At 43.5% G+C, this 22,358-nt stretch carries 28 protein-coding genes; 10 read left to right on the forward strand and 18 right to left on the reverse strand.

Annotation, left to right across the window (positions count from 1 at the left end):
• The 14 genes from trbL to C9J12_RS27030 all read right to left on the reverse strand — a co-directional run.
• Positions 1-842 (reverse strand): P-type conjugative transfer protein TrbL (gene trbL / locus C9J12_RS26970; RefSeq protein ID WP_107245968.1); only part of this gene is annotated, 842 nt, incomplete at its 3' end.
• A gap of 9 nt (positions 843-851) precedes the next feature.
• Entirely contained in the window at positions 852-1,781 is a 930-nt protein-coding gene (gene trbB / locus C9J12_RS26975; RefSeq protein ID WP_170111897.1) for a P-type conjugative transfer ATPase TrbB, read from the reverse strand.
• A gap of 3 nt (positions 1,782-1,784) precedes the next feature.
• The gene (trbJ, locus tag C9J12_RS26980) at positions 1,785-2,564 is read right to left on the reverse strand and encodes a P-type conjugative transfer protein TrbJ (RefSeq protein ID WP_107245894.1); all 780 of its coding nucleotides are present in this window, start codon (positions 2,562-2,564) and stop codon (positions 1,785-1,787) included.
• A 99-nt stretch (positions 2,565-2,663) separates the two neighbouring features.
• The gene (locus tag C9J12_RS26985; RefSeq protein ID WP_107245896.1) at positions 2,664-5,060 is read right to left on the reverse strand and encodes a VirB4 family type IV secretion/conjugal transfer ATPase; all 2,397 of its coding nucleotides are present in this window, start codon (positions 5,058-5,060) and stop codon (positions 2,664-2,666) included.
• A gap of 1 nt (position 5,061) precedes the next feature.
• Positions 5,062-5,355, reverse strand: coding sequence for a conjugal transfer protein TrbD (gene trbD / locus C9J12_RS26990; RefSeq protein WP_107245898.1), 294 nt, complete (start codon positions 5,353-5,355; stop codon positions 5,062-5,064).
• A gap of 10 nt (positions 5,356-5,365) precedes the next feature.
• On the reverse strand, positions 5,366-5,701 hold the full coding sequence (locus C9J12_RS26995; RefSeq protein WP_107245900.1) for a TrbC/VirB2 family protein: 336 nt from the start codon (positions 5,699-5,701) through the stop codon (positions 5,366-5,368).
• 57 nt (positions 5,702-5,758) lie between these two features.
• The gene (locus tag C9J12_RS27000; RefSeq protein WP_107245903.1) at positions 5,759-6,229 is read right to left on the reverse strand and encodes a hypothetical protein; all 471 of its coding nucleotides are present in this window, start codon (positions 6,227-6,229) and stop codon (positions 5,759-5,761) included.
• Positions 6,213-6,398, reverse strand: coding sequence for a hypothetical protein (locus C9J12_RS27005; protein WP_107245906.1), 186 nt, complete (start codon positions 6,396-6,398; stop codon positions 6,213-6,215). The genes C9J12_RS27000 and C9J12_RS27005 overlap by 17 nt, the downstream gene beginning before the upstream one ends.
• A 97-nt stretch (positions 6,399-6,495) precedes the next feature.
• Positions 6,496-6,717: a hypothetical protein gene (locus C9J12_RS27010; protein WP_107245908.1), complete on the reverse strand. Its 222-nt coding sequence runs from the start codon at positions 6,715-6,717 to the stop codon at positions 6,496-6,498.
• Positions 6,718-6,820: 103 nt separating this feature from the next.
• Positions 6,821-7,210, reverse strand: a complete 390-nt coding sequence (locus C9J12_RS27015) for a hypothetical protein (RefSeq protein ID WP_107245910.1) — start codon at positions 7,208-7,210, stop codon at positions 6,821-6,823.
• A complete protein-coding gene (locus tag C9J12_RS30870; protein ID WP_170111898.1) occupies positions 7,200-7,355 on the reverse strand; it encodes a hypothetical protein in 156 nt (51 codons plus the stop codon). The genes C9J12_RS27015 and C9J12_RS30870 overlap by 11 nt, the downstream gene beginning before the upstream one ends.
• Before the next feature lie 48 nt (positions 7,356-7,403).
• Positions 7,404-7,628, reverse strand: coding sequence for a hypothetical protein (locus C9J12_RS27020; RefSeq protein ID WP_107245913.1), 225 nt, complete (start codon positions 7,626-7,628; stop codon positions 7,404-7,406).
• A gap of 135 nt (positions 7,629-7,763) precedes the next feature.
• Positions 7,764-8,183 (reverse strand): hypothetical protein, encoded by a 420-nt coding sequence (locus C9J12_RS27025; protein WP_107245915.1) that lies wholly within the window; start codon positions 8,181-8,183, stop codon positions 7,764-7,766.
• 288 nt (positions 8,184-8,471) lie between these two features.
• Positions 8,472-8,654, reverse strand: a complete 183-nt coding sequence (locus C9J12_RS27030; protein ID WP_107245918.1) for a TraY domain-containing protein — start codon at positions 8,652-8,654, stop codon at positions 8,472-8,474.
• A gap of 150 nt (positions 8,655-8,804) precedes the next feature.
• On the opposite strand from C9J12_RS27030, the gene C9J12_RS27035 reads away from it, so the two are divergent.
• From C9J12_RS27035 to C9J12_RS27050, 4 genes are all read left to right on the forward strand, one after another.
• Positions 8,805-9,443, forward strand: coding sequence for an XRE family transcriptional regulator (locus tag C9J12_RS27035; protein ID WP_107245921.1), 639 nt, complete (start codon positions 8,805-8,807; stop codon positions 9,441-9,443).
• 430 nt (positions 9,444-9,873) lie between these two features.
• Entirely contained in the window at positions 9,874-10,695 is an 822-nt protein-coding gene (locus tag C9J12_RS27040) for a hypothetical protein (RefSeq protein WP_107245923.1), read from the forward strand.
• A gap of 826 nt (positions 10,696-11,521) precedes the next feature.
• Positions 11,522-11,755, forward strand: coding sequence for a DinI-like family protein (locus C9J12_RS27045; protein WP_107245844.1), 234 nt, complete (start codon positions 11,522-11,524; stop codon positions 11,753-11,755).
• A 343-nt stretch (positions 11,756-12,098) separates the two neighbouring features.
• Positions 12,099-13,187 (forward strand): DNA-binding protein, encoded by a 1,089-nt coding sequence (locus C9J12_RS27050; RefSeq protein WP_170111899.1) that lies wholly within the window; start codon positions 12,099-12,101, stop codon positions 13,185-13,187.
• A 363-nt stretch (positions 13,188-13,550) separates the two neighbouring features.
• Here the strand turns inward: C9J12_RS27050 and C9J12_RS27055 are convergent, their stop codons facing one another.
• On the reverse strand, positions 13,551-13,754 hold the full coding sequence (locus tag C9J12_RS27055) for a Hok/Gef family protein (protein ID WP_322348892.1): 204 nt from the start codon (positions 13,752-13,754) through the stop codon (positions 13,551-13,553).
• Positions 13,755-14,268: 514 nt separating this feature from the next.
• On the opposite strand from C9J12_RS27055, the gene C9J12_RS27060 reads away from it, so the two are divergent.
• From C9J12_RS27060 to C9J12_RS27085, 6 genes are all read left to right on the forward strand, one after another.
• Complete coding sequence (locus C9J12_RS27060) at positions 14,269-14,853, forward strand: DUF2913 family protein (RefSeq protein ID WP_107245928.1); 585 nt, start codon at positions 14,269-14,271, stop codon at positions 14,851-14,853.
• A gap of 363 nt (positions 14,854-15,216) precedes the next feature.
• On the forward strand, positions 15,217-16,461 hold the full coding sequence (locus tag C9J12_RS27065) for a ParA family protein (RefSeq protein WP_107245930.1): 1,245 nt from the start codon (positions 15,217-15,219) through the stop codon (positions 16,459-16,461).
• A 6-nt stretch (positions 16,462-16,467) separates the two neighbouring features.
• Positions 16,468-17,391 carry a ParB family protein gene (locus C9J12_RS27070; protein WP_107245932.1) on the forward strand — a complete coding sequence of 308 codons (924 nt, stop codon included), beginning with the start codon at positions 16,468-16,470 and terminating at the stop codon, positions 17,389-17,391.
• Positions 17,392-18,159: 768 nt separating this feature from the next.
• Positions 18,160-19,137, forward strand: a complete 978-nt coding sequence (locus C9J12_RS27075) for an ArdC family protein (protein WP_107245935.1) — start codon at positions 18,160-18,162, stop codon at positions 19,135-19,137.
• Positions 19,138-19,364: 227 nt separating this feature from the next.
• The gene (locus C9J12_RS27080) at positions 19,365-19,562 is read left to right on the forward strand and encodes a hypothetical protein (RefSeq protein ID WP_107245937.1); all 198 of its coding nucleotides are present in this window, start codon (positions 19,365-19,367) and stop codon (positions 19,560-19,562) included.
• A gap of 106 nt (positions 19,563-19,668) precedes the next feature.
• Entirely contained in the window at positions 19,669-20,184 is a 516-nt protein-coding gene (locus tag C9J12_RS27085; RefSeq protein WP_107245940.1) for a hypothetical protein, read from the forward strand.
• 277 nt (positions 20,185-20,461) lie between these two features.
• Here the strand turns inward: C9J12_RS27085 and C9J12_RS27090 are convergent, their stop codons facing one another.
• The 3 genes from C9J12_RS27090 to C9J12_RS27100 all read right to left on the reverse strand — a co-directional run bounded on the left by C9J12_RS27090 (position 20,462) and on the right by C9J12_RS27100 (position 22,152).
• Positions 20,462-20,941 carry a hypothetical protein gene (locus C9J12_RS27090; protein ID WP_107245943.1) on the reverse strand — a complete coding sequence of 160 codons (480 nt, stop codon included), beginning with the start codon at positions 20,939-20,941 and terminating at the stop codon, positions 20,462-20,464.
• A 107-nt stretch (positions 20,942-21,048) separates the two neighbouring features.
• Positions 21,049-21,798: an AAA family ATPase gene (locus tag C9J12_RS27095; RefSeq protein ID WP_170111900.1), complete on the reverse strand. Its 750-nt coding sequence runs from the start codon at positions 21,796-21,798 to the stop codon at positions 21,049-21,051.
• A 15-nt stretch (positions 21,799-21,813) separates the two neighbouring features.
• The gene (locus C9J12_RS27100) at positions 21,814-22,152 is read right to left on the reverse strand and encodes a TraK family protein (protein ID WP_227876486.1); all 339 of its coding nucleotides are present in this window, start codon (positions 22,150-22,152) and stop codon (positions 21,814-21,816) included.
• Between the last annotated feature and the right edge of the window lie 206 nt (positions 22,153-22,358).

Genomic DNA, 22,358 nt, shown 5'->3' on the forward strand with positions numbered 1-22,358 from the left:
GACCCACTGCCGAAGACAAAGCGTCCTGTGGCAAGTGACGTTGCCATGTTCGGCACGACCCGCACCAAGGCAAAATAGACAATACACATGCCGACCATCACCAGATAATCCGCGCTGCCATCACCGGCTTGTGTCAGAAAACCACTGAACATGCTGTAGCCGATAATGATGATGAGTTGCATCACGAACAGTTGTACCGCCATGCCTAAGACGGTGGTGAAGTAGTTGATGGCATGGTCTCGGGTCCATTCACTGCCTAAAAAAGCCATGACGATGATGCCGCCACTGACCAACACGTACGCCCCGACAATTAGGATGCACATCTCAGCCGCAATCATGGCAAAGACGACCAGGATAATGACAGCGCATATTCCCAATATCAGGGTATCGCCGACACTGAACCCACTGGCCGCACTATAGACCTTGTGCGCAATGCTCAAACCCAGTTCAAACACATTTGAGGGGCTGAACCCTTCTTGACTGGTACTGAGCAGACCGGCGACTTTTTGAAAGGTGTTGATGATGGCCCACGCCAAGGCCGAGGCATTGGTGATGAGCCACACGGACAAGCCAATGGTCATGACGCGGTTAAAGAGGAAGGCGATAAAATCGACCATGCCTTTGTCGTGCAAGACCAACTGAATGGCATTCCAGACCAGGCTAATCACCGCCAGCCCCCAAAATAGCCCCCACATGGATTGCAAAATAATGGGCTCCCACAGCGCGGTTTGTGTGTGGAATTGCCCGAGCAAATCATCAAGGGCATTGTTTTGTAGCCCAGGGCTTTGTGCATAAGAAAGCCCACTAAAAAGCAGGCCAATAATGAGTATGACAACCCGCATAGGGTGCTCCTAGGTATGAAAGCGGTAATGGCCGTCGTGGTAGTCTTGCACCTCGACAACGTCTTGTATTTTTCGGCCCTCAGCCGTTTTTTTAATAAAGACCACCGCGTGCACAGTAGCCGCAATCATGCGGTGGTTAATCGTGACAGCGACTTCACTGATACATTGCTCAAGTCGGTCTAACCCCAAACGGGCTGAATCCGCATGAATGGTGGCGACCCCGCCAGGGTGGCCGGTGTTCCAGGCTTTGAGTAAATCCAGGGCTTCGCCGCCCCGCACTTCCCCGACAATGATGCGGTCGGGACGATAACGCAGGGTGGCCCGCAACAAGGTTTGCATCGAGATACCGGCTTTATCGCAGGTCCGCATGACTACAAAGTTCTTGGCTTGGCACTGAATTTCATTGGTGTCCTCTAAAATGATGAACCGCTCATCAGGAAAGCAGTCAGCGATTTTGGCTAACACCGCATTGGCTAACGTGGTTTTGCCTGAGCCCGTACCCCCAACAATGACAATGTTACGGTGGGCCAGAATGAGCGCGACAATGGCGTCATATTGGGCGGGGGACAAGCTCCCCGCCTCGACATACTCGTCCAGGGTAAACACCCGCGTGGCTTTCTTGCGAATAACAAAACTGGTTTGTGCCACAACAGGGTCCGCCAATCCCTCAAAACGGCTGCCATCAAGCGGCAGTTCACATTCTAATAGTGGGTGCTGGCGGTCAATAATGAGGTGGTGACAATCGGCAATGGCATGGATGATGCGCAGCGCATCATCCGGCGAGACGACATGACAACAGCGCATCGGTTGACCAAAGGCTTCAATCCATAATTGCCCGTCGGGGTTGAGCATGATTTCCGTGACCGTGTCATCCTCCAGATACTGCGTGATACCGGCTTGCTGCATATGGTGGTGCAAGGAGCGTAATTCCCGTTTCATGCGTTACCAACTCCCATTGCCTGCACCCCATTGGGTGGACCAATCCATCCCATCGGTTACATCCACCGTGGGCGCGTCACGGTGTAACTTATTGGTGGCCACTTTTTCTGCATCCAATCGGTCCACTTCACTGGCGATATAGGTTGAGCTCATTTGGATGTCAGCTTGCAGGAGGGTTTGAATTTTTTGCAGTTGCCTTGAGACTTGTGCCAATAATTCCCCGTTGGCCTGTGCGGCTTGCAATGCCCCTTTTGCACCGGCTGAATGGCTTTGTGCCCGTTGCAGGGTGGCATTGTCATCTTGCTGATACTCCGTCATCGTATTGGCCACGGACAAGGCACTCTTTGCGGTGTCCCGCAAGGTGTCTCCCCGCGTGCGGTAATGGCCGATGGCGTTGATATCGTCGATGGATTGTTGCTCGTAGCCGTCCATGCCTTGAAAGTGCCGATTCCAGCGGGTATTCAAATTGGCGGTCGAATAAGCGATAGCTTGCCCTTGTGAAGCAATGTTCGACAGGTTACGTAACTGCTGCTCGGTATTGCCCCAATCCATACTGCCAAGGCGCTGTAAGTTGGTGGTTTGGTTTCTCAGCGATTGTACTAAATTGTACGTTTGCTGCACCGATTCCACATAATCTCTGGCCTGAGCGAGACTTTCTTGCATGGCCTGAATATTGGTCGCGCAGTTGACACACACTACAGGCCACGCCATCACGGGGGCGGGCAGGGTGGATGACACGGCAGCGGCGAGCAGCCATGCTAGACGATATCGGGAGTGATTCACGGTTTTCTCCTTAGTGTAAAAAACGGTCGTCTGACCGCATGCGTTTGGCGTCTAATCGGTCAGCATCCAGTTGTTGCCAGGCGTGTAACCAAAACGCGGCTAGGGCGCGAACGACAGTCCTTGCTCGGTTAACCATGTGATATACCAACTCTCCTGATGTTCATGAACCAATGTTTTTACTCTCTGAATATCGTCTTTACTCCCTGCTGCGACAAACGCCAGTGCAATGGGGTCCAGTGACAGGTCAATCAAGCGGTTGCCCGTGGGTTGACACACGTAGTAATCACGCTTGGGTGTTGCATGGCGAAGTAATTCGATTTGTTTGTCATTGAGCCCGAACTGGTGATAGGTCTCGGCAAACTGCGGGGCTTTTTCGTTGGGTAAGAATATTTGGGTCGGACACGATTCAACCAACACATCCAAGATGCCGGATTTAATCGCATCACTCAGCGATTGCGTCGCCAGAATCACCGCACAATTGGCTTTGCGTAATTCCTTCAACCATTCTTTTAACATGGCGAGAAATATCGGGTGACTAAAGGCGACCCAGGCTTCATCCAACACAATGAAACTGGGTTGACCGTTTAACGACCGCTCGATACGGCGAAAGAGGTAAGACAGCACGGGAATGGCGTCTTTATCGCCCCGTTTCATTAAGCCATCTATTTCAAACACCATGAATGATGCTAGCGACAAGGTGTCTTCTTGCGCATCGAGCAAATCCCCGCTTCGCCCTTTTACCGTGTAATATTCAATGGCGGTTTTTATCGCCGTGTGTTGGCACTGAGCTTTAAATTCCGACAAGGTCTGAATGGGGCTGCCTCGCATGGCTGTCAATGCCGCGAAAATCGCACTGCGCATATCGGGCGTCACATTGACACTTTGCAGGACCAATAACTGCTCGATGTAATCGCAGCACCACTCAAAGTCATTATCTAAATCGCACAGCGGTGCCAATGACGGGGCGCTGTTATCACCAATATCAATGTGGGTCCCCCCCAACTGACTCAAGGCATACATGGAGCGCTTTTTATCAAAGACAAAGACCTGCGCCTTGGGGTAGCGGAAACACTGCGCCACCATGATGGCCAATGCAGTGGATTTGCCTTTCCCCGTGGGTCCAAACAGCAAGGTATGCCCCACATCCTCCACATGCAGGTTCAACCGAAACGGGGTATTACCCTGTGCGGTACACACCATCAGAGGCGGAGAGTTGTCAGGGTAAAACGGACAGGGACAGGTTTCACTGCCCGTCCAAATGCTGGCCAGCGGCAGCAGGTCGCACAGATTGTCGGTACTCAATAAAGGGCGGCGGATATTGTGCAACGCATCTGACGGCAGTGTGCCGAGCAAGGCTTCGGTGGCATTGACCGTTTCGACGCGGCATGAAAAGCCGGCGATAAGGTTGAGGGTCTTGGTGGTGTATTCGGTCATTTCGGCCAGGACTTGCCGGTCTTGGTGACGCAAGATAAACGTACTGGTGTAATGGCCGTATTGCAGTTCGCCCGCCGATAACGCCGTGCTGGCCGATTCATACTGATTGACCATGTTCAGTGCATCGGCATTAATGGGTGGGTTGGGGTTTTTAATTAACTTGTCTTTAAACGACACCACCTTTTGTTCCCATTTTTTACGCTCGGTCTTGAGCAGTGAAATGGCTTCTCTGTTATCAAAAAACACAAAACGGGTAGACCAGCGATACTCCACGTTCATGTAGTCCAGCGCATTGAGCAGGTTCGGGCTGCTTAATTGCGGAAACCCATCGATACTGATGAGTGAGACATAACACTCATCCACTTTGGGCTCAAACCCCGTCCACATATCGACCGCCCCAATCAAGCTGTCAATGGCCATGGGGACCATCGGTACAGTGATAAGGTGCCAATGCCCGGTCAGGCAATAGCGCAGGTAGGAGAGAAACGGGTCAACCCAGCGCTCATCCTCTTGATGGGCTTCAAGGCGGGTTAATCGCAGGGACGCGGATAACCGCCCTTCGATGTCTTTTAATTTCTCATTGAAACGGGCCAAGTTTTTGGTCGCCATCCCCGTTGGGTTACCTTGATGCTCAAACATCAAATCGGTGATTTTCGACAGGGTTTTGACCGGTGGCATATAGGTCACGGCAATGACGGTTGTCGAGGTGTATTTATCCCCTTGCCCTTCAAAGTAAATCCGGCGTGAATCATCGATGAGCTGCAAGGCAGGGTGAGGGAAATGCGACGTTTCAGGGGGCGGGTACGCCCCCGTTTGCTGGCGAATGGCATCCACATGGATCATCCAGCCTGACCCGAGTGATGACAGGGCGCGGTTGACGCGATACACCACATCATTGCGGTCGGCATTGGTGGCCGTGGCGGCATCCAATCCGGTGTACATCCAGGCGGCAGTAAAGGAGCCGTCTTTATTGAGCATGACCCCGTTATCGACCATGGCCGCCCAATTGAGTAAATCCGGCGTGCCTTGTTGGGTATCACGGTAGCTTTTCAAATTAAACATGTTATCCCCCGTAGTGTTTCATGCCGTTGGATGGGTAGAACCGTTGATACCGTGCAAAGCGGCGGTATGTTTGGGTTAATTGCGGGTCGGATTTGGCCATCATCCGTGCCACCGTGATGGACACAATGAGCAACACCCCGCCCAGCATGGCGGTATAGATATTTTGCAGAGCCACAATCAGCACGATACACAGCAGCACCATACTCAGGACCAACTCGCGTTCACCGCCCAGGAACAAATGGCTGCGGTTAAACGCAAAGACAGGGCGGCAGACTAAGGGCTCATCGGCTTCCATAATATTTCTCCTAGATAATCAGCGTTGATGACACGTTGAACAGAAAAGACATTAAGTTCGTGGCCATGACGATGACGGATATGACCAAAGAAAGGATCATCAATTTCTGGATAAACCCATTCATTTCTCCGCCAAAAATCAGGCCCAGCCCCGCGGCCACAATTCCGAGAACCGAGGCCCCAAACGCAACGGGGCCGGTGATGGAGTTCACTACCTTTTCTAACGGGGCTTCATAGGGCATGCCGGTGTTGGAAGCGTGTGCCAGAAAGGGCATAAAACCGAATACGGCAATATTGGCTTTCAGCCAAACTTGTGACCATTGGTGACACCATGTTCTAAATCGCATGATGGGGTTTTCCTGTGTTAAGCGTGAAGGTTCACGGGTTAAAGAGAAAGGGAGGGATTATTGACGTGCTATCAAATCCTCAAACGATTCAAACCCAATGGGTTTGCAGTCTCTGATGGCTCGACTTAGCCCCTCTTTGTGTAAAAGTGGTTGCTGCAAAATATCGGCAGCGAGGGCGCAATGCTCGTCACGGGCACGATAGAGTTCAATCTCAATCGCCGTGTCATCGAGTGGCACGCGCTTAAAGCCATAAAAGCGGACTAACAGGGTCACGATGTCCTGTGTGGACAGGTGAAACCCTTCGCTTTCTTCGGCAAGAAACAGGCAATACACCGCCGGAATTAAGGGGGAAGACCATAGTGCTGAACTAATGGCACACTCAGAACTGTCGGGCTCCATGCTATGAACGATGTGATAACGCTTCAACATAGAATGGGTGACGGTGGTTGTCCGTGAGGCGGTGATTTGCGGCAGGGTCATTCTTGCGACAGCGCTATGCAGCGCGGATAAATCAACATCGAGTTTCACTGGCACCTCCTCCCTCAATATCCGCCAGTGATAAGCCGAAAGATTGTGCATCACGGAGTGTTTCAATCCGTCGTCTTGCGTGGCATGGTCGCTGGCAATAGGCGGCTTCACGGGCTGCTTTATTAGGTGGCGCGGATGGGTAAGCTAAAAGAAATTCGTTTTTATTCATGTCAGACCTCCATAAAGGCTAGGTTATGGCTTTTGATGGTCGGTGTCGTGCAGACAACAAAGTCACTATGATAGTGACCACTTTTTGTATTATTAACTTAATCTGAAAGGGTTGTATTAGTAGCAACAAAACGGATGTCGCTAGGAGTATAAGCCGTCAATACTTCTGCATCGTCACACGAAATTGTCTTATCGTATTTCACCCCATTTTCATTAATAAACGTCACACTGCATTGTTCTTCTAAGAAAAAAGAGGGCAATGTAAATGCAAAAATAACCAGCCCAATCCCTAATGTAATAGGGTCTATATATAGTTTCATTGTTACCTCCGTGTAAATAATAAAACGTCATCATCGTCATGGCGTTTTGTTATTTGGTTGGACGGGAAAAGAACACCCTTGCGAACAAGTGTGTAGATAAAGGCTAGGTTGTATGACGTGCAACAAACGGTTTGTTTGACTTATTTGTCTGGATGGGCTGTTTTAATATCGCCAGTATTCGCTCTGTATTGACGCCCGTCCTTTTTGAGAGCTCGTTAATACATTCGGAAACAATATCAACATGCTCTTCCATGGCAGTACGGAAGTCGATGTCAAACCGGTGTGAATCATGGTATTCGTTAAAGCATTTATCAACGCCACAAAAACAGTTACCGACAAGCGTTACGCATTGCCTGTGCTTTAAGTCGGTACTTTGTTTGATGAGTTTAGCGATTGCCGTGATGTAGGGTTTAGGGAGGTAAATTCTAGGTTTTGAGTGACTATAATCACCCCATTTCATTATTCGGTTATGATTCGCGGCATTATTGCTCATTCGCCACCCTGTATCCCTGTGCTATTTTTTCGATCAGAGATGATTTTCCCGCCCCCATCTTGCCAAGTATGACAACGTGATAGCCTGATTGTTTTTTATTGAAGAAATAAGGGGTGAAGGTAGGTTGTTTTAATTGGTGATTCATCGGTCTCTCTCCTTTTAAATGTCGTGTCATCACACTGACCATTACCACTTAATTTTTGGGTTTGTGTTGTTGATTAACCCACTGGGCGGTGACATTGGATAATGTTTTACCGTCTTTATTGCCAATCAATGCTTGCTGTATCATCTGTGTAAACGGGGCCTGTTCTTTAACGGCTTGAGTTGCTATTGATAAAGCGTGTTTATCCGCACCGTGTCGTGCGCGAACTTGAGCTCGAAGTGCTGTTATTGCGTTGGACAGATTCTTTATTGCCATCTCACACGTTCCTTTCCTTGATGAATGAGGATGCCGCCATTGATAACGCTAAAAATTAGGTAAGTGTAAGCTAAGACTAAGCGTATCAATGACGGACTTATTTGGTATTCTTACTTTAGAACTGGATTTGCCCAATTAATTTATTGATCTATATATATCGACAATCGTTTTTCGTCGACCAATGAATTGTTTCCAATTACGTTCAGTCAAACTAAGATTTTTGATTTTTCGGTTTCGTTTTTTTTGTGCGTTTTTTGTTGTGTCAATATTGTGGATTGAAACCTTACGTGTATTTCTATTATTGATGATGATGTCATTAATTACCCCTGTAAACACTGGGTACTGATGTAACTCATTATTATCAACGAGGGCAGAAAAAAGCACCCCCTGTTCTAATTCAGCAATAAATTTTACTTTTAAGATGGCGTAGCCATGATAGGACTGCGCAGTCAGCCCCTTAAGTCCAGCCATCGTCGATAAATATTGGTAAGGTAGTTTTCCGTAAATAATTTTCATTACTTCGTCCTCTTCAATAAATTTTTGAATTGAAACCATTCAAAAATTCATTGTATGAGTAGGCATCTTTCAATGCCCCGTTGCGATTTCGCTTATGTTTAACGCAATTTAAACGACTTGACTAAAGCAGCGTTTGGACACTCTATGCTTGAAACGGTCAATCACCTTGTATTCCCGTTATAGCCGGTTGTCGCCCAAGGTAAGGCTACTCCAAATGTTTTTAGGCTTAACCCGCCTGCCCCGTTCTTGGTGCTTAAGGTCTACATAAAGTGTTTGACGTATTGATATAGAATCCCTGTCAGGGATTTTTTAACTTAAAAAAACAGATTACTGCTTTTCTGTTGTTGTTTTTTCAGTCCACTCACCGCCGAAACGTAAAAGATGATCTTTAAGTCTTGCGGCTGCTTCGTGACGTTTGCAGCGCATGTTTTTTTTGGCTGAACGTGTGAGCATATTGCTACATTTAACGTCCATCAACACATTGACTGATATGTACTTCTTACTAGTCATACTCAGGCCCTTTGTACTGCTAAAGGAGTACTGTATGGATGATCATGGTATGAATCATAAAACAGACGAATATCAAAGTAAAGTTTAAAACTTTATTTTATTAAGTTGATATGTAAGGGAACTTTAGATTCAGTATTTTAAAGTTGTTGTATGAATAGTATTGGCGAACGAATTAGAGAACTACGTTTGAAAAAACGTTTGACTCAAAAAGAACTTGCAACACGAGTAGGCGTAACGCCTACGGCTGTTTCTCAATGGGAAAGAGAGGAAAATGAACCTAAAGGGAAACATCTACTTAAATTAAGTAAAGAGCTGGATGTAACTGTTGATTGGCTAACTGTAGCCATAAAACCACCAATTCAGATGTTGCCAGAATCAAATGTGGCATGTGTGTTAGTTTCTTTTTATCCTAATGTTTGTGCGGCAGGAGGTGTGGGGAGCTGTGTAGATGATGAAGATAAAGGTTATGCAGCGATACCTACTAATATCATAAAGGGAAGAAATATTGATGATATTGTATGTATTGTTGTGACGGGCGATAGTATGGAGCCAATAGTCCCGGAAGGTTCAATTATTGCGTTAGATCGCCATGAACGTGTAATAAAAGATGGGAAAATGTATGTTTTTAAACAAAATGGACTTCTACGTATCAAGTCTTTAAAACAAACACCATATGAATTAATAATTCAAAGTTATAATAAATCATATGATGATGAGGTTTATAATTTAAGTGGGCTTGATGATTTTGAGTTAATAGGTCGAGTTTTTTGGGCGTCAATAGAAGTATAATGAAAGTTTTATTAAAGTAAACTGTTCTTGATCGCTGCATATTAAAGAACTACAATGTTTGCAGTGTTCTAAAGTAAGAGTGCATTACATAGCACATTACTACATAGTTATCTATGTAGTGTATTTTTTAGAAGATAGAATGTGTTGGATCTCCAATCCGACTACATAACATTCCGAGAAAAGCTAAACTTCCGCCGAGGTTTAGCTTTTTTTGTATTTGTCGATCAAGTGTTTGATCTTTAGGCGACTTCTGATTATAGTGATCTGCAATGTTTGGCGTGGAAACCAAGCAGACTTTCAATCGGCGGAATCAATATCATGACCAGACCTCTATACGGCTGCTCGCAGCCTCGAAGAACCAGACACAATCCCGATCACCATAATGCCCTAGCGTATGCTGCTTTGTGTACTTATGTTGAGGATGTGTGTCATGACCGCCTCTAAACGTAAACACCCTAAAAACCAATCCAGTAAAACGGTCTCGGTCGAGCAAAAGCGTGTATCTCAACGTATTACATTGCTCGGTTCAAAAAAGAACAGCCCGTCAGGAAAAGCCCTCTTTACCCACTATCACAAGCGGTTCTTGTTGGCGTTTAGTCAATTTATTGATAATCCCCACTGTCATAGCAAAAAATTGCATGATTTACACTTTTGCCAATCCGTACTTAAAGGCTTACAAGAACGCCAGCGTATCAGTTGCGTAAAAGTGATGACGGCGATCTTTTGTTTCTTGGAAACACAGTCGTTACAAGTGGGTGTGGGTAAAGTTGAACACATGGATACGGTGACGCATGATGCTATTCGTCGTATGTATGTCACGTGTTGGGATGAGGCTATCAGTGAAACGCGTTACTTTGCAACTTTAAAGCTGTTTAAAATGGCTGATTTTTTGGTTGTGGACGCTGTATTTGTCTCAGATCGTGATGTATTGGACAATCTTGACCTTCTCGATGACGATTTACCTAAGATCTATTCTAAGGCGGCCTATAAATCCATAACCCAGAAATTCATGAACGTATTCTCACATTTGTTTGAGCAAGATGATGTGAAAGACTCGTTCAAGAAAGGGATAGCCAAACGTATTAAGGCTGGCCTGTCCAATGTATGGATTGTGTATGAAGCCTTTAGTAACAGTTACTTCCGTAAAAAACGGAATAGGGCAAACCTGAAGCGGGGTGATGAAGCGCGCTATCCGCAAGGTAAAGCCGTTGAACCGTCTATCTATGGGGCTAACTACCTCTCCGAGCATTAATTTAACTACACTGAACTGATGCCGCTTAATTGCGGTCTTTTGCGATCATACCTGTCTCTGCTTCCTTTCTTTTCCGTTATTCAGACCTGTTATTTTGTTAAATAAGTGCATGATCAGCATGAACGCGACCGTTTATGAGACCAATTTACTCACAATCAAATGAAGATGTGGATAACCCTGTCTATATAAATATAAATTAAAAGTATGATATCACTTATAGGAGCGCAAGTAGTTCTTTTGTCTTTGGTTACCAAAGAACCTTTCAGAGATATAAATATCTATTGATTAGAAAAGCACGCAGCAAGCTGCTATCAAGTACCTCCCATTCAATTTTCAATATTATCGATCCCTCACATTCATCACACAATTGAACGGGCCCCATCGAGGTAATCTAATCACTCAACAACATCTTCACCACCTCAATCCTGAAACCATAAAGAACGCGTGGTAACTATCTTTTGTCATCCGACATTTTAACTTTTTATTTATTTCAACCCTTAGCAGAGAAAGAGCCGCTTTGCAGGAAGGAGAAGGGAGTAAATACCGCCACATTCGCACTGAAACGCATCAGAAGCGGTTAATTCAATCTCAGTGGTAGTTTGCCTAGTATATTTCGCTGCGCTCAATATAAGAGTGTAGGCGTGTTTATATTTGCCTATGATCTTTTTGATCAGTGAAGATCATTTTATATGACATTAAGAGTGACACTGTAACACATTAAATCAATCACTTTTAGACGTATGAGATGTGACATGGAGCCGTTGCGTTTAATGATACTGTGTATATAATCACTGTGGTTATATACAGTATTAATTGAAGGTGTTATATGAAAATTGAACTGATGGTGAATAAAACAGGATTACCGAAAAATGGATTTACCAAACTAGAAAATGAGTTTACTCGACGCATTCATGCTCGGTGGCCTGAGACACACATTCGGTTACGCAAAGGGAACAATAACAATTTGACCGTGTTAAGTGCATCAAAAGGTGAAAAAGAAGCTGTCGGCAAACTATTGGAAGAAATGTTTGAAGAAGCGGATGAATGGCTCTACGAATAAAACGGCTCTTTTGAGCTTTTCGATGGCTGTTTGTGGTAAGTCGGCTGGTAATATTGGTGTTGAAATGTACCAGTCGATAAGTAACCAATTGAAATTTAATGATTAATCATTGGTACACTTTCCTGCTAATGGGTCCAGGTGCGGTGTTAATTACTCGCCACCATCGCAATCAAATATTATCTGATTGCGGATCCCTCCTTATCATTTTAACGGGTCACATTTGTAGGTATTTACTGTAATTACGATAATTACAGTAAATACCGTAATTATCATGTTTACAGTGATGCTGTTTTTTTATACAATGAAAACAGTTGATTGGGTTGTTCTTACTAAGGGGATTTTGATGGTAGCGGCTAAAGTAAAGGAAGAAAAAGTATTTGAGTTGGCGAATCGCATTGTGGGTCAAGGTGAGTGGCCAACGGTTCTCAAGCTGCACAAAACCCTTGGTGAAGGTAGTTACACCACTATTCAAAAGTACCTAAAGAATTGGGAGCAATCTGAGGCGGGTATGCTGGCTAAAGAGGCGGCTTTACCTGATGAATTGGTGCTACCTGCTAGTGCATCTGATGCGATGCAAGTGGCATTAAAAACGATCTGGACGGCAGCACAGCAAGCGGCAACAGAACGTATTGATCAAAGTATTGCTGAAAGTCAGGCCGAGATAGAAGCTCAAGAACTACTCGCTCAAGAGGTGCTTACTAAAGCTGAAACCACGGAGCTACGACTTATTGATGCTGAGAAACGGATACTGCATTTAGAAAGTGAGCGTGAAACCCACATCGATGAACGAGCAACCCTTCGTCAGCAGCTATCGTCCAGTGAGCTTGAACTTACCCGCGAACAGCAGAAAGCGCACGATGCCACTGAGCAGCACGGCAAAGAAATCACGCAAGTCAATACTGTGCTTAGTGAGACTAAAAAAGTCTTAGAGGCGTTACAGGTCGAGTATGCTGATAAGCAAAATGTGCTTACTGCAGAGGTGGCAAAACATGACGAAAGCAAACAGTCATTAGCCAGCACAACGGCACAATTAGAGGCGGCCAATGATAAATTAAGTGAATTGGTCAAGCAACTGGATGGTACGAAGACTGAACTATCGACGTCTCAAACACAGCTTATTGCTGAGTTATCACGCCATGATGAAACCAAACAAAGCCTGGCTGGCGCCAATGCCGAATTGAAAGCCTCAGAGCGATTGTTAACCAATATTGAATCTCAACTACTTGAGCAGAAGCAAGCGAATAACACGTTGTCCGAGTCTATAACCCTTGTTCGTAATGAACTGACTGACAGTAAGGTGAGTGAATCAGTGTTGCGGGGGGAACTGTCTAAAGTGGATGCGTTAAGCGACGAGAACAAGGCATTACGCCAGGCTCTCGATGGCAACATAGCGAAATACATTGAAAAACTGGGTAATGAAAAGATTAATTAACAGTGATCGCGGGATTAGATGATGAAATCATTCAGATTTATATCATTATTGATGTGCTTGGAAAGGCTGACCAACGATATCGCTCCCTCACGGTATAAAGTCAAAATCAGACAGTGTCGGATTTTGACACTACACCCTTATGGAAGGGAAGTATTCTGCTTCTCTGAACTATTAAGGTTTGTATATGATTCAAAAAACATTAAAATTGGTTTTCCGCGTAATTTCTTTGGTTCGAGTATTTAAGTGGGTCACAGATTGGCTCGATTTATCATAACTTACTGACATTGCTGAAAAGGATTGGGTGCTCATTGGCAATGTTACCAAACAAAACCTGAAATGGTGGGGCGAACCCCACCATTTAGGCTAGTCTCTTACTTCGTAGGACAAGACGGCCTTAAAGAGTTTCTTTCCATCCTGATATTGGATGGAACAGAGGTCATCTCTGACCAGCGCCAATGCTATTAAAAGTGTGAAACACACAATTAATAAACGTATTGGGAAATTTCTTTTCAGCATAGCTTGCCCTCTTTGGTAAGAGAGGCTAACATCAGAATTGTCTAGGTTCATCAGATTGCCTCGTTAATTGAAAAATTAATGGGGCTTTCGTCTTTCCGGCTTCGAACAATCTGAAGAGTTATGCTCTAAGCCTGAAAGCCAAGAGCACCCGCGCGTATTCTACCTTACTCTCTATCCTCAAGCCACGGTTTCGCTATAGAAGCTAATGTATTGCTGTTGCTGGCGAAAATTCAATCAACCTACCGTTGTGACAGTTAATTTTCACCAAAACGCCCGCATTTTACATAATGTACATAACACGACTAACCGAATACCATCTCATTTAAATTACGTCCCCTACCCTTCAAAAACACATCTTTACTAAGCCAAAACTATCCACATTTTTGTGACTAAATTGTTATCAAAAAGCCAAGTTTCATTTGACCGCATTTTTAACCCCAAAGCGCTAAAACGATCACTCTTCTTATTTCATTATAATGCTAGTTTCATATCGATTGATTTTTGAGGAGATCGTCCCCATTTCTCCTTGTAGGTTGAATTCCATTTGTTGTGAGTACTCATCGTTTTGTCTAAAGAAAATTATCACCAACTCCTCTCTGATGTGATCGAAAATAGTTTGTTGCACCTGTATGGCCAAGTGGCAAGTAATGATCATTTTGTGCCTTTGGCTAAACGCAACACGCTTCTGTGTAAATACCTCAAACCCAAACTCAAGCAGCCTGAATACAAAGTTATTAAGGGTGACATTAAGCGAATGGTTTTAGTGGGTCAGCGTAAAGGTGGGGACTTGGAAGCGAAGCTGAATGAACTCTATACCCTATCGCTGAGTTATCAGGCTAAAGCAAACGATGCACAGCGTTTATATGACTTACTCAATATATTGTTACACGAGCATGGCTTTGATTCGAAGTTGTTCGATGAGTCCGTTAAGGCTAAGCCTGATGTCATTTATATTTTACAGGATCATTTAGAGAACTGTTTTGAGGCAAACGGGAAGCAAACTGCACCGGTATCTATGTTGATTGAATCAGATCGAGTTTCTGCGCTTGTTCATACTATCAATGACACTCAATTATTCAATGCTGAGTTAGCTGAGTTAAAAGAAGTGCATTCTAATAAGCAGCAAGCCCACATATTACTTCACCCTTAGTTTTTACTTCTCCACCTTCTGGTAAGTAATAATAACTCATACGGCATTTTAAACCGCCGAACTCCCATTTTCCTTTGTTGGTGGTAAAGAATTTGTCTCTGCTGGTAAACTTTCGATGGGGTTAATCTAAAAAGTTACCATTCACTGTATACCGACTCAGTGTCAGACTACTTTTGGGTTTAATTAAATAAGGTTGTAACGCTAACGTAGATACTAACTATCTATGTATAAAAACCATGGGGTAACCTTAATGAAAGGGTATTTACCAATAAGTATTAAATTTTACTAAAATTGGTAAAATTATTGTCTTGGTGGTTTTTGTGAGGTAGGATTGTAACTACTGATTACATAAGGACTATTAAAATGAGTATTGCAGTTGAATTTGGCAAGTTGGGAGGGTCGCTTCGTTCGGAAAGCGCGTCACTTCAAGATGTTATGCGTGTACATGTATCTGATGAAGATTTAATTGAGGGACTAGATAGCCGAATTTACAACCATTGCTTAAATAAGACTGAATTAACAAAACTCTTTAATTTGTCGAAACCAACCTTTAATAAGCGACTACAAGAGGCTGTCGATAACGGTGTTATCGGTGATCCTATCTATCAAAATAAAACACATTTATATACTCGCCATGATATTCACAATCTTAAAGAAGCTTGGGGATATAAGGTATATTCTGACGAGTATAATTCTAAGGTAATTGGTATTGTCAATCATAAAGGAGGAACGGGGAAATCGACGACTAGTGCCTTGTTATCGACAAATGCAGCTCTGGATCTTGATGATTATGCTAATGTCCTCTTGATTGATATGGATCCACAAGGCTCGCAAGGTATTAATCTTAAGCTTAAATCGTCAGAGAATGGTGATGAAGAAGCCGTATATATAACTATTGTTGATTTCCTTTTGGCTGAGGTAGAAGAAGACAATATTGTTCGTAGTTATTTAGATCAGGGCTATGAGTTTAATGATTTAGTTAATGCAGCACCTGTAGATACGCACTTACCAAATATGAAGGTGTTTCCAGCATTTCCTGATGACGATAGGTTTACTGATATTTTTAGCTCTTTGGACTATGAGAATAAAATGTCTCTTTTAGTTGCGTTCAGAGAAAAGATTATCCCAATTCTAAAGAATAAATTCGACCTAATCATCATCGATACACCCCCACAAGATAGTCCTTTAACATGGGCTGTTCTTGAGGCTATTGATGGGTTATTTATTCCAGTCACACCACACGAACTTGATTTTAGTTCAACGGCTAACTACGCATTGTCATTAGAAAAACGTTTCACAGAGCTACCAAATAAAGGGTGTAATATTGAATGGTACAAATTTGCAGCTGTTAACTTTAATGAAGTTAGCTCCAATGATAAGAATGTTTTAAACAAACTTATTCGTGGGTTGAAAGATAACCTCATGACTGCCCAGTTAGCGCAAAGTGAACTATTTCTTGAGGCGAGTGTTAAAGGTTGCACAATATTGGACTTGAAGAAGTCTCAGTCGGTCACTACTGCTAAACAGTTTGATAAAGCGATCGTTTCTAGCAGTGCCTTTTGTTCTCAGTTCATGAATGAAATTAAGCGAATAGCGATTAAGGGGTAATTAATTATGAAAAAACGAATTCCAACCTCTGGTAGCAACAATCTTTCACAGGTGCCGCTTGGTATCGTTTGGACGCTAGAATCAGGACGAAAAATTAAATTCAAAAAGGAGAGGTTGAGCTACGAAGAAGTTGTACAGAAGACAGTAGTTGATTTCGAGGTAAACGGGCGTGATCAGGACTTGCTTAACGAAATGAATCTATCTGATTTAGATACAATGAAATATCAGCAGTTTTATCCTGTAATTATGTATCGTTACAATGATGCATTGAGTGGGCAGGAAAAATTAAATTTCCTCGATGGCTCCCGCCGGAAGGAATATTTTTTGCTCCAAAAAGGGGCTATACCCCATTTAGATGCACTAGTTACTGACGAACAGGGCATTACTCCAGCAGATGCGAAAGCGTTAGCCAAGGCATTACAAAGTGCTAAAGAGCACACGTTGTATGAGATTGGTGTAAGGGCCGCTACTTATAAAGATAAGGGTTTAACGCAAGATGAGATAGCTAAAGAACTTGGTTATAGTCGAACGAAAATTGTTCGTGCACTTCAAGCTGCGTCTGTTAGTAAGGAAATTTACTTTCACTTTGATGATATAAATGAGCTGACGGTGAAGGATTATACCGATCTTTATAAGCTATTTTTAGAAGTGAAAATACGTGATGATTCAGCGGAATTGATAAAGACTATTAAGTCGGGGAATGTAGAGTCTGTAATGGCTCAAATTAAGCAATTGGTAATTCTTCCGAAGAAAAAGACAATGCGTACGGAGACAACGGCTTTGATAGAGTTCAAGGAGAAAAATAAATATGCCAAGAAACGTAAGAAAGGTCGAAATTTTGGCTATGATTTCTCTCACTTAACTGCGGAAGATGAAAGTATTCTTGATAACGCTATACAAATAGCTTTAGAGCAAATTCGATCAACATAATAACGTATACACGATATGATTTCTGTTATGTTCATCGTGAACATTTCCCTTTGTTATTATTTAAGTCTTAGTTATATAAGAACTTTTTGCTGTTTCTTTGTTTGAGGATATTTCGATTAAACTAATGTCTTCAACGCTACTCTCTCGTTCACTTTTGTGAGTAGTAAAACCCCCTTGATTTTTTATTAGTGAAATTTAGAAAAATAAATAAAGCCGAGTCAACGTGGGATTATTCTGTTCTTAAAGAGTTGTTAGTCTAATTTATCACGCTTACCGTCATCGACCTTAGCTCGATGACGGATTCATGAGTTTACTCTCCACCAAAACAAAATGTAAAAAACTAAAGTCATTCTAGCAGCACCCCTTCGGGGTAACCTCGCTACGCTTGCCCTATTTCACTCGCTCTCTTTCGCATGTTCCATTCTCATATCGCTAGTGAAACTCAGCCAACAAGTTGTCTTCACCAAAGGTAACGGTCAGGGCTATCAACAGCAATCCTTCTCCTACCGTCGAACTCATAACATCAAGAGCTTTCACCTTATCCTGCTAAGTGCTTGTAATCGTCGCTACCGGTCTCATGCGTCATTGTGCTTCCTGTGTGTCCATTCATTTCCCCTTCCGCGACTGCCTGTTAATCGTTTCTCACCACAACCTGATTCACAAGGGTATATAAACGCTTCGCGCCCTTGTAAAGCAGAACGATGGCAAGAAATCGAACAGTCAGGCGAAGAACGGAAATGAACACACACTTAAACAGGAAGCACTGCCATGACACATTCGACCGCTATCAACTCAACAATCACTAAGCAGCAACAGGCGACCAAGGTTTCGACCTTGGAGCCGAAGGACTCTAACAAAAATATCTCTTCAAAGCGCAAGCCTCGTCGCGTGGCGAAAGTGGCAAAAGACATGTACCAGATTGTCACTGATCGCATTATCTCAGCGTTAGAAAGTGGCGTTAAACCGTGGGCGTGTCCGTGGGACAGAACACAGGAATGCACCCTGTTACCCATGAATTTCAAAACAAAGCATCAGTATTCAGGCGTGAATATTCTGCTGTTATGGTCTGAGATTGTCGAAAAAGGGTATTCAAGCCCTTACTGGTTGACCTACAAGCAAGCCGCCGAATTAGGCGGAAACGTGATCAAGGGGCAAAAAGGTACGGCAATCATCTTTTATAAGATGCTAGAAAAAGATAACGACAAAGGCGAAAAAGACATGATCCCTATGTTGAAATCCTTCACGGTCTTTAATCTCGACCAAATCGAGAACATCGACAAGCCCTCAGTGACGGTCAGTGAGGCGCGTACAGTTCAAGGTGACTTTATGGCGTTTGACCACGTTGAAGCAGCGATAGCGCAGACTGGCGCGACGATTAGCCATCTAGGCGTGAGGGCGTTTTATTCTCCGAGTGTTGATGCGATTACGTTACCGACAAAAGACCGTTTTGTATCGTCTAATGATTACTACGCAACAGCGCTTCATGAGTTATCGCATTGGTCTGGTCATAAAAGCCGATTAGATCGTGATTTGAAAAATTCATTTGGTTCTAAAGATTATGCGTTTGAGGAGTTAGTCGCAGAATTAGGTGCGGCGTTCTGTTGTGCTGATTTAGGGGTGTTTGGCGAGGTACAGCATGAGGATTATATTGCGGGATGGCTCAAGAAACTGAATGACGACAAGCGGTTTATTTTCAAGGCGGCCAGTCTCGCCAGTAAAGCACACGCGTTTTTATTGAAAAAGTAGCGGAGTGCCCCTTTCTAGCACGAACTAGAAGGGGCGAGTCATCAAAATCTATACGGTGAAGAATATCAAATGATTACAACGAACGATCATAAACAAAATAAGATGAACCGCAAGAAAAAAGTCATTCTTGTTTCAACGTTATTAATGCCGGTGCATTGTAAAACCCGCACCTGGTCAGATTTTCAGGGATTTTGTCAATCGCTACAGCAAGCTGTCGGAGGCCAATCGTGAATAATCAAAAAGCAGTGTTAAATCCGATCACTGAGCAAGAATTCGATCGTGTGGCCATGGCCACCGAACGCGGGCAACTCAAGCAGAAAAATGATGAATTTGGTGTGAGTTTTTCAATTTGGCTTAATGGTCATATTGTGATGAGCAGCCATGTAGACGTTAACGGCCAGCGTCATTATTGGTCTCATTTGTAAATTCAGCCCCCCTTCTGCGCGCAAGCTTCCAGCGGGGGGAGTGCAGTCTCAGCGTGACAGTACGAATATGGTTCGTATTATTTTGTCGCAAAAAAGAAGGTGACTTATGGACAATTCCCCGTTACTCACATCGATGACCAAAGAAGAATTTGAACCGCTCGCCTTGGCGGCGGAACCATGTCAGGTAACAGAAAATGGCAATGAAGGGGGACGGTCATTCGTCATTCAGCTTAATGACCATCGAGACATTATCATGATGGTTGATAACCAGGGGGACTGTGAATATTGGTCATATGATGAATCGAGTGTGGTTTCGCCCCCCTCTAAAAGTAACATCATGAGGGTGTTTGACCTGCTTCGCTTTGTGTTGGTATGGGTGTTAATGATGGCGCATGGGGTATTACGGTTTGTGGTGTGGAATGTTGCCCCGATGGCGCTTACTGTGGGGGCGGTGTGGTTTGCAGCAACGTGCTACATTGAAAATGGGTGGGGGTCATTGAACGCGGTGTATTTGATGGGGGGCGCGATAGGGTGTTTGGTCGGGCAGTTTTTGATTTGGTGTCTCCTGTTAGGATTGTGTCCTGCGGATAAGCGTCATCATTTTGATTTAAAGCCCGTATGAGTAAAAAATCCGACGGCTTACACACATCTACACCGGCAAATGCGATCGTTTTAATGTCTTCTTCTCCCGTGCATATGTGCATAAGCCTACTGTGGCCACTTAACCTCAGTGTTATCTTGAGCTGCGCGAAAGATGCAAGAAAGAGCGCAGCGACAAGCACATCAAGCGAGTGCCAATGTGGATGTCGCGTGCTATACACTATTCTCGCCCGCATGACGCCCTCGCGCCCTGTTAAGCCGCTCTTAGCTGTGGGTTAATGACACCGCTTAATGCGGACTCATTGCTGATAAAGCATCATGAGCAGCAAAACAATATTGCTGATGGATAGCAGCAATAAAAGGGGCATTGATAGGGCTTGAAAGAGCGTGGTTTTATCACGGTTTTCTGTTTTACCTACGTTGAGCAGGGTTTCGGTTTTGATGAGGTGTTTTTTTATTAATTGATTGGCACTGTCAAACCATGCCTTTTGTTGAACCGCCCAGGCGTTCTTTTGTATTTCATTAATTTCACGTAAGAAATCATCAAACGCAGAGGCGTTTTTCTCTTCGATAAGAGAAAAACTGGCCAGCAGTTGTTCTTCTCTTGTTTCCTGATATTGACTGATTTTATCAATCAGCACTTCAAACACGGCCGTGTTTGATAAGGCGATTTGTACAATCGGCTCATCGTCTAAAATCTCCCCACCAAATTCAGCCTGTAACAGTGAGGTGATTTCTTTTTTGAGCTTTTCTTTTGCTTTGTTGGGTTTATCAGACATACAGCGTCCTCCTGATTAGCTTGTCCACATATCCACATGAGCGGCAAGAGACCTAAAGCCCATCTCGTGAGCGATTGTGGGTATGTGGTCAAGCATTGGGAATAAAATTATTCAGCGTCGATGGCTTTAATATTTGGATATAATGCGGTTTCAAGGCTATTGAAAATTTGAGTTTTCATTTGTTTCAATCGGGTTCGGCTAAATAATTTGACGGACTGCCTTGCTTCATCGAACGTGAGCTTTTTCGCTAACATAGCATTCAAGTCATTTTGGTAGAGTTGACTGGCATGAAAATCAAGAGGGATAATGGCATTGATACGTTCTTTGTTTGTTGTGTACACCCCCCAATCTGTAAAGTCTTTACCGTCTATATGTATTTCACCGAACTTGTAATTGAGCCAAACGAGGATGTTGACGTCATTAAAACTGTTGATAATGGTTCTCAACCCTCCTGCGGTATCTTCTATACCTTGTCCGCCAGTAATGATGGTATGAATATAAACATTGTGTCCCGCTTCACGAAGTAATGGGATTATTTCGTTATCGACTAAATATTGAAGTAAGGGGACAAAGGAGCTTGCCCCGTTATCAATGACGATATGTTCATTATTTGATTTGTAAATAAATTCTGCCATTTCCTCGATGACAGTCTCATCAATGAATGATGTTTCTGGGTTATAAATATTATATTCCATCACATTAAGTGCTTTATATTGAGAGAAGGTATGGTTAACTGAATCAGTATCAATGCAGATAATGTCATTACTTTTTTCTTTTAGATATTGAGCAGTAAAACTGCTGGTCAGTGTTTTTCCGACGCCGCCTTTGCCTTGTAAGAAAAAATGGATATTACTCATGTTATTCATTCCTTATTAAAATAATTCTTTTCTACGTTCGTCAGTCATCGTTGGGTCATGAATGACATTCTTTTTCCTTCTGAGTGAATCGTGTTTTGTTGGTGCTGGATTTATTGTCTTCTTAGATGGTTTATATTGCTCTGAATGTATTGTTTTATCCTTATTGCCAATGATGCTGTTTAAATGGCGTTGGAATTGAGAATACCCAAACGAGACCTTTCCTTCTTCGTAGAGTGATTCATAAATACGAATGCCATTGACGCCTTTGTTTATTTCTTCTGTGATTTCATCAATATTTTTAATGAATTCAGATTTGCCATTTCTTTTTTTCATTATGTTTGACCTATAACGCAAATTAATGCGATTTAGTGCGAATTAACGCGAGATGAGAGAGGGTTGTTTTGCTGTAATGCAATTTAATGCGAACTAGTGCGAATCAATGCAACTTAATGCGAAGTGGTTGATTTTTAACAAATACACTCTAAAGTAAATGGCAAGATAATGTTTTGTGTGTACACGAGTAAACTCGTCTCCCCACAAAACAACTTGGTTTGCAACGC

The sequence above is a fragment of the Photobacterium frigidiphilum genome, from assembly GCF_003025615.1.
Taxonomy (GTDB): Bacteria; Pseudomonadota; Gammaproteobacteria; order Enterobacterales; family Vibrionaceae; genus Photobacterium; species Photobacterium frigidiphilum.

What these genes read in the sequence shown, in the direction of transcription:
- C9J12_RS27005 (WP_107245906.1), bottom strand. Translation starts at nt 6,398, where the DNA reads ATGAATAAAAACGAATTTCTTTTAGCTTACCCATCCGCGCCACCTAAT.
- C9J12_RS27035 (WP_107245921.1), top strand. Translation starts at nt 8,805, where the DNA reads ATGAATAGTATTGGCGAACGAATTAGAGAACTACGTTTGAAAAAACGT.
- trbB (WP_170111897.1), bottom strand. Translation starts at nt 1,781, where the DNA reads ATGAAACGGGAATTACGCTCCTTGCACCACCATATGCAGCAAGCCGGT.
- C9J12_RS27045 (WP_107245844.1), top strand. Translation starts at nt 11,522, where the DNA reads ATGAAAATTGAACTGATGGTGAATAAAACAGGATTACCGAAAAATGGA.
- C9J12_RS27025 (WP_107245915.1), bottom strand. Translation starts at nt 8,183, where the DNA reads ATGGTTTCAATTCAAAAATTTATTGAAGAGGACGAAGTAATGAAAATT.
- C9J12_RS27065 (WP_107245930.1), top strand. Translation starts at nt 15,217, where the DNA reads ATGAGTATTGCAGTTGAATTTGGCAAGTTGGGAGGGTCGCTTCGTTCG.
- C9J12_RS27015 (WP_107245910.1), bottom strand. Translation starts at nt 7,210, where the DNA reads ATGAGCAATAATGCCGCGAATCATAACCGAATAATGAAATGGGGTGAT.
- C9J12_RS27050 (WP_170111899.1), top strand. Translation starts at nt 12,099, where the DNA reads ATGGTAGCGGCTAAAGTAAAGGAAGAAAAAGTATTTGAGTTGGCGAAT.
- C9J12_RS26995 (WP_107245900.1), bottom strand. Translation starts at nt 5,701, where the DNA reads ATGCGATTTAGAACATGGTGTCACCAATGGTCACAAGTTTGGCTGAAA.
- C9J12_RS27055 (WP_322348892.1), bottom strand. Translation starts at nt 13,754, where the DNA reads ATGAACCTAGACAATTCTGATGTTAGCCTCTCTTACCAAAGAGGGCAA.
- C9J12_RS26985 (WP_107245896.1), bottom strand. Translation starts at nt 5,060, where the DNA reads ATGTTTAATTTGAAAAGCTACCGTGATACCCAACAAGGCACGCCGGAT.
- C9J12_RS27070 (WP_107245932.1), top strand. Translation starts at nt 16,468, where the DNA reads ATGAAAAAACGAATTCCAACCTCTGGTAGCAACAATCTTTCACAGGTG.
- C9J12_RS27040 (WP_107245923.1), top strand. Translation starts at nt 9,874, where the DNA reads ATGACCGCCTCTAAACGTAAACACCCTAAAAACCAATCCAGTAAAACG.
- trbD (WP_107245898.1), bottom strand. Translation starts at nt 5,355, where the DNA reads ATGGAAGCCGATGAGCCCTTAGTCTGCCGCCCTGTCTTTGCGTTTAAC.
- C9J12_RS27010 (WP_107245908.1), bottom strand. Translation starts at nt 6,717, where the DNA reads ATGAAACTATATATAGACCCTATTACATTAGGGATTGGGCTGGTTATT.
- C9J12_RS27095 (WP_170111900.1), bottom strand. Translation starts at nt 21,798, where the DNA reads ATGAGTAATATCCATTTTTTCTTACAAGGCAAAGGCGGCGTCGGAAAA.
- C9J12_RS30870 (WP_170111898.1), bottom strand. Translation starts at nt 7,355, where the DNA reads ATGAATCACCAATTAAAACAACCTACCTTCACCCCTTATTTCTTCAAT.
- C9J12_RS27030 (WP_107245918.1), bottom strand. Translation starts at nt 8,654, where the DNA reads ATGACTAGTAAGAAGTACATATCAGTCAATGTGTTGATGGACGTTAAA.
- C9J12_RS27085 (WP_107245940.1), top strand. Translation starts at nt 19,669, where the DNA reads ATGGACAATTCCCCGTTACTCACATCGATGACCAAAGAAGAATTTGAA.
- C9J12_RS27090 (WP_107245943.1), bottom strand. Translation starts at nt 20,941, where the DNA reads ATGTCTGATAAACCCAACAAAGCAAAAGAAAAGCTCAAAAAAGAAATC.
- C9J12_RS27020 (WP_107245913.1), bottom strand. Translation starts at nt 7,628, where the DNA reads ATGGCAATAAAGAATCTGTCCAACGCAATAACAGCACTTCGAGCTCAA.
- C9J12_RS27075 (WP_107245935.1), top strand. Translation starts at nt 18,160, where the DNA reads ATGACACATTCGACCGCTATCAACTCAACAATCACTAAGCAGCAACAG.